Genomic DNA, 8,869 nt, shown 5'->3' on the forward strand with positions numbered 1-8,869 from the left:
ACTTAACCTGATCCTGAGGTGCTGCGATCGTCATTGCGTCCGATCCCTGTGGTCGGTGGCGAAGTCACTTCCTCAACCTCCATTTCCATCTGGGAGCGGGTAACAAATGGTAAATACGCCCCCTTCAACCCCCGTTTAATCCGGTCTGGCGTATCTTCAAACACGACAAACAACGGATACAGTGCCTCTGCTCCTTCATTCAAAATGTGCTTGTGGCGGAGGGGCATATCCCATTCGTAACCCCGATTCAGTAACACCTGAGTGTGCCGCCATCGACCCAGCAGATCGGAGAAATCTTCGTTCGGTCGATGGACAAAAATAAAGATCTCCACCCCAGTCTTAATCTTCCACTCGGGGTCACACATGAGAATTGCCACATCACACGGCAAACAGGTCGCTTCACTCACACTGCTACTAATGCCAGTCTGCCCGGTCACCGGAGCCACCCCACGCAACCGCACCACCGGTAACGGAATCGTGATCAGGCTCTCATCAGGACGACGCATACTGGGAAGCATCTCTAGATAAGGGCGGTATTGCTTCAGCAGGACGATCGCGGCAGAGGCATTACTATACTCTGCCAGCGCTTCCTCATAATGGTCACGTTGAGTTGACATAATGCGATCGGATGGCGACAGGGCAAGCCTCTAACTAGCCCAACTGTTCAAACACCTTGAACATCGGTAAGTACATGGCTAAAAGAATCGAACCCACCATGCCACCTAATAGGACAATCATGATCGGTTCCATGATGCTAGTGAGGGCTTTTACTGCCTGTTCTACCTCATCCTCGTAGAAGTCTGCCACCTTCGACAGCATCTTATCCAGTTCCCCAGTCTCTTCCCCAATGCTGATCATTTGAATCGCCATCAGAGGAAACACCTGTTCCTTCTGGAGGGCAATGCTGATCATGCCGCCGGTTTGAATCTCCCGTTTCGCCTCATCAACCGCGTTGGCAATCACCTGATTTCCCGCCGTATCTCGGACAATTTCCAGGCAGGTGAGAATCGGTACCCCCGATCGGGTCAGCGCACCAAACGTCCGGCAGAACCGAGCCGTAGCCGTCTTTTGAATCAGATCACCAAACAGCGGCATTTTCAGGAAGAAACGATCCATCGTTTCCCGACCGACCCGCGTTTTGTAGTATTGCCGATAGGCAAATACCGCCGCAATAACCACACCAATCGCCAGTGCCACATTAGTCGGACTCTGGACAAAGTAGCTGATGTTCATCATCATCTGGGTAAACTCGGGCAGTTCTACCCCAATCTCATCGAAAATCTTGGCGAAGATCGGTAACAGGAAGCGTACCATGCCAAAGAAGATCAACGTTGCCAACACCCCCACCGTGACGGGGTAGGACATTGCCGACTTAATCTGGTTCTGTAACCGGGCAATATCCTCTAGCAGTTTGGCAAGGCGGTTTAGCACTTCATCCAGCACCCCACCCACCTCTCCGGCCTGCACCATGCTGACATATAAGCCATCAAAGCACTGAGGATGTTTGCGCATTGCATCAGACAGGTTCACCCCCTGTTGCACATCAGAACTGATGTCAGTCAGGGCTTTCTTCAGCTTGGGATTCTGACATTGTTCCGACAACACCCCTAAACCCCGCACCATTGCCACCCCAGCGTTCACCAGGGTTGCAAATTGACGGGAAAAGATGGCTTTGTCTTTGACCGTAACCTTTGCCATGGAAGTGCTGATATCTTTGAGATCCAGACTCAAAGACAGCCCATCATCTTGCTTCAGTTCTTGAATAAATAACCCTCGTTCCCGTAAGGTGGAGCGGGCTTCCCCCAGGGAATCAGCAATCAGGCGTTCTTTACGGGCAACTCCTTTAGCATCTTGGACGCGAGCGACGAAGGTAGGCATAACGAATACCTGCGGAGAGAATGGAGTGGACGATCGAGGATCGGTGATTTCAGTGTTGCTCTACCTGACAAACCGACAGTCAACAGAACAACACTGATGCGATCGACGGTTTAGTGTCTGGCAGCTCCGGCCTGGGCTCCGGCGGGAGCACCACCAATCAACCGCTGAAGTTCATCAGGGCGAGAGGTCTTGGACATAGCCGCCTCAAATGAAATTGTGCCAGCCTTATACTGATCTGCTAAAACTTTTTCTAGCGTTTGCATCCCAAGTTTGCCGCCGGTTTGAATCGCCGAGTAGACCTGAGAGGTTTTTCCTTCCCGGATCAGGTTGGAAATAGCCGGAGTCACAATCATGATTTCCTGCGCCATCACCCGCCCATATTCACCGGGTTTGGGGTTTTTCTTGGGAACTAGCGTTTGGCTAAATACCGCTACCAGGGAGTTGGATAACTGCACCCGTACCTGGGTTTGCCGTTCCGAGGGGAATACGTCAATAATCCGGTCAACGGTTTGAGCGGCGGAACTGGTGTGGAGAGTGCCAAATACCAAGTGTCCCGTTTCTGCCGCCGAGATGGCTAGCGCGATCGTTTCCAAGTCCCGCATTTCACCCACCAGAATGATATCTGGATCTTCCCGGAGTGCGGCTTTCAGGGCATTGGCAAAACTCTTAGTGTCTTCGCCTAACTGGCGTTGGTGAATCAGACTCTTGATCGGCTCATAGACAAACTCGATCGGGTCTTCTACCGTCAGAATGTGTTCCGCCCGAGTCCGATTGATCAGGTCGATCATGGCAGCCAGGGTGGTGGTCTTACCGGAACCCGTTGGACCAGTCACCAGGATCAAGCCTCTGGGCTTTTCCGACATTTCCCGCACCACATCCGGGAGTCCAAGCTTGTCAAAGTTAGGAATTTTAGAACTGAGTGCCCGCAGACAAGCCGCATAGGTGCCCCGGTCTTTGTAGACATTCACCCGGAATCGAGCCAAGCCCCGCACCCCATAGGAACAGTCCAATTCCCAGTTTTGTTCTAGATTCTTCCGTTGGGTGTTATTGAGCATACTGAAGATCAACCGTTGGCATTCTTCCGCCGTCATCGGTTGATCCCCGATCGGCTGTAACTTGCCGCTAATGCGGAAGTAGGGAGGCAAACCGGCGGTCAGGTGGAGATCAGATCCACCCATCTCGATCAGTTGCTCCATCAAGTCTTCGATCATTAACTCCATTGGCATGAGGCTGGCTCCTTTGGGGATCGGAATGCAAGAGTATGAGTATTACTAGAGATGAGGGTGACTGAATTACAGTCAAACTGGTCAATTTCAGAACCTTAGTCTACCCGCCGGTTAACCAATTCTTTCATCAGTTCACCCGGCGATCGGGCTGGATTGACCACCCTTGATGCAACGACTTCAGACGTTAATCCTGGAAGCGCGGCGTTAAGCAGTAGGGACAATCAATCCACTCCTGCTTCAAATCAGCGGCACAGGTTCGGCAGGTGAGGGATGTCTTCCGTTTCGCCCGTAGTTCGGCTTCCAGTCCGGTATCGGTAAACGTCACCCGTTCTACCTCCTCCAACGTGGTTAACCCCTGACGCACCAAGTCCAGGCTATACGCCAACAGCGTCTTCATTCCTTCTTCAACGGCGACCTCCTTGATCGATTCGGTGGGAGCGCCCTGGTTAATTAAGGTTTGCAGACGTTCTGTGACTCGCATGACTTCGTAGACCCCGCAGCGCCCTTTATAGCCTGCTCCATTACATTTGGGGCAAAGCTGATTTTTAGCTCTCGCTTCGTTGATCTCCTGCGGTTGTAAGGAATTGGCTTTATACAGGGTCAGTTCCCCTTCCCGTGATGCGGTTAAGCCAAAGCGTGCCAGTTCTTCCCGACTGGGATTGTAGGGAATCCGGCATTCATCACAGACTCGTCGCATCAGCCGCTGAGCCACCACGCCCAACAGTGCCCCAGACACCATGAATGGTTCTACGCCCATTTCATCCAGTCGCGCGATCGCCCCTGCCGCATCGTTGGTATGCAGAGTAGTTAACACCAAGTGACCTGTGAGCGCGGCTTCGATCGCCGTTTTAGCGGTTTCCTTATCTCGCGTTTCACCCACCAGAATCACATCCGGGTCTTGCCGCAAGAACGCCCGCAGAATGGCAGCAAAGTCCATCCCTTTTTCCCGAATCACCTGCACCTGGGTTAGACCGGGCAGCGTATATTCGATCGGGTCTTCCGCCGTACTAATGTTCACCCCAGGTTCGTTCCGCTCTGCCAGGGCTGAGTACAGAGTGGTGGTTTTACCCGAACCCGTTGGGCCCGTCACCAGGATCAAGCCAAACGGACGACGCACCATTTCCTGCACGATTTGCAGCGATTCCGGGTCGGCGATCAGCTTATCTAACCCCAATTGGGTCGCGGAGTTGTCCAGAATTCGGAGTACCACCTTTTCCCCATACCGGCTCGGCAGGGTATTTACCCGGAAGTCAATTTTTCGTCCATCGTAAATCCGCCGAATCCGCCCATCCTGGGGTGCCCGCCGTTCAGCGATGTCCAGGCTGGCGATAATTTTGAATCGAGCGGTGACAGCCGGAATAATTTTCTTCGGGAACGGTTCAAAGGCTTCTCGCAACACGCCATCTTTACGGAAGCGAATCCGGAGATATTCTTCTTGCGGCTCAATGTGAATATCCGACACCCCATCTTGCAAGGCTTTGATCATGATTTTATTGACCAAAGCAATCACAGGTGCGGCTTCAGCGTCAGCCACATCCAGGTTGTCCGCCGCTTCATCCGGAGCATCTTGCAGATCCAGATAGCCTAATTCTTCCAGGTCTGCCTGAACGTTGACTTTTTCCTGCTGTTCCTGCTGCTTTTGTTTCTCGACCTGCTCATCTAAATAGCGGGAGATCAAGCGCTGGTAGTCTTCCAGGGTAATCACTAAGCGTTGCAGTGCCAGCCCTTGGGGACGCAGAATCCGGTTGAGATCGTCCTGAGCATCCAGATTATCCGGATCAACCATTGCCACTAACACGTAGGGCAACTCCCCTTCACTTTTTGCCAGGGGAACCATACGATAGCGACGGCAGAGATCGATCGGGATTAAGGTATCGATCAATTCCGTGACTTGATTGTTGGAAATCTCCCGGACTTCCGGATCCAGCGATTCTACGCCGTAGAGGATTTTAAGCTCAAATAACTGCTGCTTCTTATACTGGCGCAATAGATCGGGTGGAAGCTGTTGCCCAGTCAGCGCTTCTAGCACATCAACCAGCGGTCTACCAGTCTTACGGCTTTCGATTAATGCCTGCTGCATCTGGTCAGTATTGACATATCCAGCCTGAACCAGCTTATTCCCAAAGGGAGACAGATTATTTTGTACAACGAGGGCGCGGCGCTGCGATGAGGAGTTAGTCATAGCGGGTGAAGATGAACTCCTTTTAGAGTATTCCCGAAAATTTGAGGAGAGAATCGGCAGGGATAAACTACGACTTTTTCTACCTAGATAAAATAGGCAGAACGAACAAACAATAACCGAACAATCTAGTTACACCTGAAATCTATTGTAGACAGGGTTTAATCGTACCTATGTTCTCAAAATCATAGCTCTTGTCGCTCGCTTCGTCAGGTTCTCACCCATTGATTCTGTACAAGTGTAGGAATTGATACCACTCCGAGGGTAAGTTCGCTTGGTAGGATTTAGATTGATAAGTTTGATGAAGAATTAACCCAAAATCCCGACTGTTCTCTAAAGGCAGGCGCGATCGCAGGGTTAACAATGCTGAGATGAATCAAAGCTAAGCACCGCTATGGAACTAGCACCATTCCTGAAGGGCTTTGGCAGAAAAGGCGTTTCCTGCCAGGAAATTCTGATTAAATGAAGTCAAGATGCTTGCAAGAAATGGATCGATCTTGTCTCACCATTGATAGCGCCTCCATTCTTAGAATGATTAGGATAAGTCTGGTAGCACAGTAAGTCATCTTGAACGCGATTGGGAAGTCCATAATGATTGACGAAGAAAAGCAGTTAGACGGTACTCAAAATCCAAGCGTTGCCGCCTCAGAGAACTCAGCCGCCGAAAGTGCATCCACCACTGACACGACTGAACCAGCGGGAGTGAGTCTGGAAGATTTTCAACTGCCACTGGATGAAGACAATAGTGATACAGCACCTCCGGCTGGATCTGACTCTGCACCAGAATCAAGTCAAGCAGGAGCCACCGATAGTGGGCTGCGGGAAGCCTTAGCGCAGATGGAGAGTCAACTCCAGTCCTTAAAAGCTCAGTTGGACGATCGCACGACTCAATACATGCGGATCGCGGCGGATTTTGACAACTATCGCAAGCGAACGCAGCGAGAAAAAGAGGAGCAGGAACAACAAATTAAATGCGCCACGATCAACGAGTTATTGCCGGTCGTGGATAACTTTGAACGGGCACGATCACATATTAAGCCGCAGACAGAAGCGGAAACAACCATCCACAAAAGCTATCAAAGCGTTTATAAACAATTAGTTGATTGCTTAAAGCGGATTGGGGTATCCCCGATGCGAGCTAAGGGCAAAGAATTTGATCCCATGTTGCATGAAGCCGTCATGCGGCAAGCTACGGATGAATTTCCTGAAGGCACCGTGATGGACGAGTTGCAAAGTGGCTATATGCTTGGCGATCGCGTGTTGCGCCATGCCTTAGTCAAAGTTGCCGCTCCTCCAGAGCCTACCGTAGAGTCAGAGTCACCCAATCAGGAGACTTCGGAGGAATAACCTGATTTGAGGTGATTCATCTGAGTCCAAAGTGGGAATATTTGGGATCAGATTGGTTGAGTTTTCCGGACAGTCCAATAAATTCTTGCAGTATTGCTCTACCAGCTAGCCACTTTATCCACCTCGTAACCTTTCACTGCCACTCATTATGGGAAAAGTCATTGGTATCGACCTCGGTACGACGAATAGCTGTGTTGCTGTCCTGGAGGGCGGTCAACCCATTGTTATTTCAAACTCGGAAGGCGGGCGAACCACCCCTAGTATGGTTGGCTTTGGCAAGGCGGGCGATCGCCTGGTGGGGCAACTCGCCAAACGGCAAGCCGTCACCAACGCAGAAAATACAGTGTTTAGTATCAAACGCTTTATTGGTCGTCGTTGGGATGAAACACAACAGGAACGATCGCGGGTGCCCTACACCTGTGTCCGTGGCAAAGACGATACGGTCGATGTGCAAATTCGCGGACGCACCTATACTCCACAAGAAGTCTCGGCAATGGTCTTGCAAAAGCTGAAGCAAGATGCCGAAAACTATTTAGGCGAAGCCGTGACCCAAGCGGTGATCACTGTACCCGCCTACTTCAGTGATTCCCAACGGCAGGCAACTAAAGATGCGGGGACGATCGCGGGCTTGGAAGTTTTGCGGATCATCAACGAGCCTACAGCCGCCGCCCTTGCCTATGGCATGGACAAACAGGATCACGAGCAATGCATTCTGGTGTTTGACCTGGGCGGTGGCACGTTCGATGTCTCAATTCTGCAAATGGGCGATGGCGTGTTCGAGGTGAAAGCCACCTCGGGCAACAACCACCTGGGTGGGGATGATTTTGATGATGCGATCGTCCGGTGGATGATTGACAAATTTAAGGAGCAGGAAGGCATCGATTTATCGATTGATAAAATGGCGCTGCAACGGCTCCGGGAAGCGGCGGAAAAAGCCAAAATTGAACTGTCTGGAACCTTATCCACCTCAATTAACCTCCCGTTTATTACGGCAGATGAAACCGGGCCTAAACACCTGGAAATGGAGTTGACTCGGGCGAAATTTGAAGAATTAGTCCATGAGCTAGTCGAAGGCACATTAGAGCCAACCATTCAAGCCCTGAAAGATGCCGATCTGACCATTGATAAAATCGATCGAATTCTGTTAGTCGGCGGCTCTACCCGCATTCCCGCTGTCCAGGAAGCCATTCGGAAGCATTTCAACGGTAAACCCCCCGATCGCTCTGTGAATCCCGATGAAGCCGTCGCATTGGGTGCCGCCATCCAGGCGGGTGTCTTGGGAGGTGAAGTCAAAGATTTGCTGCTCCTGGATGTCACCCCGCTGTCACTGGGGATTGAAACGCTGGGAGAGGTCTTTACCAAAATCATTGAACGGAATACCACCGTCCCGACCAGTAAAACCCAGGTGTTCTCCACAGCCACCGATGGGCAGACCTCCGTCGAAATTCATGTGCTCCAGGGTGAGCGCACGATGGCAAAGGACAATAAGAGTTTGGGTAAATTCCAACTAACAGGGATTCCCCCGGCTCCTAGAGGTGTGCCGCAAATTGAAGTCGCGTTTGACATTGATGCCAATGGCATTTTGAAAGTGTCCGCCAGAGACAAGGGCACCGGACGCGAACAAAGTATTGCGATTACAAATACGGGTGGCTTAAGTGCCACTGAAATTGAACGGATGCGTCAGGAAGCGGATGTTTATGCTGAGGAAGACCGGGATCGCAAGCAACTCGTAGAACTGAAAAATCAGGCAGACAGCTTGTTCTACAGCTATGAGACGACCCTACGGGATAATGGGTCAGTTCATCAGCGATGATCTGAAAACCCAGGGGACAGAACGGGTGGCAGAATTAAAAGCGGCGATCGCCAGTTCTAATTCCACCGTTGATGATGTGCGGCACTGCCTGGATGCGCTTCAGCAAACCCTACTGGCGATCGGGGCATCCGTCTATCAGCAGGCAACCGAAGCACCGGCAGATGATTTTGCTTACAGTGCCACCGAGCATGCCAGCACAACCGATTACAATCTGGATACTCAGCCGATCGCGAATGAAGACGACGATTATGGCTTTGATAACGATGCCACCATCACAGCGGATTACGAAGCTGTAGATTAGTTAAGGTATAGGGGAGTAGGGTAACGGTGTAGGGTAGAGAAGGATTCCAGGTGTTAGGTGAGTCAGCCTAGCCTGAACCTCAGCCCACCACCCCAAACCCCCTGACCTGTCTCTTATACACATCT

The 8,869-nt window shown here is 51.3% G+C and carries 5 protein-coding genes and 1 pseudogene; 2 read left to right on the top strand and 4 right to left on the bottom strand.

The genetic code is table 11. The features are described from left to right. Positions 1 to 2: 2 nt before the first annotated feature. The 4 genes from ACN4EK_RS28845 to ACN4EK_RS28860 all read right to left on the bottom strand — a co-directional run bounded on the left by ACN4EK_RS28845 (position 3) and on the right by ACN4EK_RS28860 (position 5,286). Positions 3 to 617 (bottom strand): hypothetical protein, encoded by a 615-nt coding sequence (locus tag ACN4EK_RS28845; protein ID WP_431661885.1) that lies wholly within the window; start codon positions 615 to 617, stop codon positions 3 to 5. Between the two features lie 34 nt (positions 618 to 651). Next, positions 652 to 1,878, bottom strand: a complete 1,227-nt coding sequence (locus ACN4EK_RS28850) for a type II secretion system F family protein (protein WP_431661886.1) — start codon at positions 1,876 to 1,878, stop codon at positions 652 to 654. Between the two features lie 110 nt (positions 1,879 to 1,988). Beyond that, positions 1,989 to 3,104 (bottom strand): type IV pilus twitching motility protein PilT, encoded by a 1,116-nt coding sequence (locus tag ACN4EK_RS28855; protein ID WP_431661887.1) that lies wholly within the window; start codon positions 3,102 to 3,104, stop codon positions 1,989 to 1,991. Positions 3,105 to 3,288: 184 nt separating this feature from the next. Continuing rightward, positions 3,289 to 5,286: a GspE/PulE family protein gene (locus ACN4EK_RS28860; protein ID WP_431661888.1), complete on the bottom strand. Its 1,998-nt coding sequence runs from the start codon at positions 5,284 to 5,286 to the stop codon at positions 3,289 to 3,291. 588 nt (positions 5,287 to 5,874) lie between these two features. On the opposite strand from ACN4EK_RS28860, the gene grpE reads away from it, so the two are divergent. Together grpE and dnaK are read left to right on the top strand one after the other, a co-directional pair. Beyond that, positions 5,875 to 6,630 carry a nucleotide exchange factor GrpE gene (grpE, locus tag ACN4EK_RS28865; protein WP_431661889.1) on the top strand — a complete coding sequence of 252 codons (756 nt, stop codon included), beginning with the start codon at positions 5,875 to 5,877 and terminating at the stop codon, positions 6,628 to 6,630. A 148-nt stretch (positions 6,631 to 6,778) separates the two neighbouring features. After that, positions 6,779 to 8,744, top strand: a pseudogene (dnaK, locus tag ACN4EK_RS28870) (molecular chaperone DnaK). Positions 8,745 to 8,869: the final 125 nt, after the last annotated feature.

Source organism: Pantanalinema rosaneae CENA516, from assembly GCF_050753385.1.
GTDB classification, from domain to species: domain Bacteria; phylum Cyanobacteriota; class Cyanobacteriia; order Leptolyngbyales; family Leptolyngbyaceae; genus Pantanalinema; species Pantanalinema rosaneae.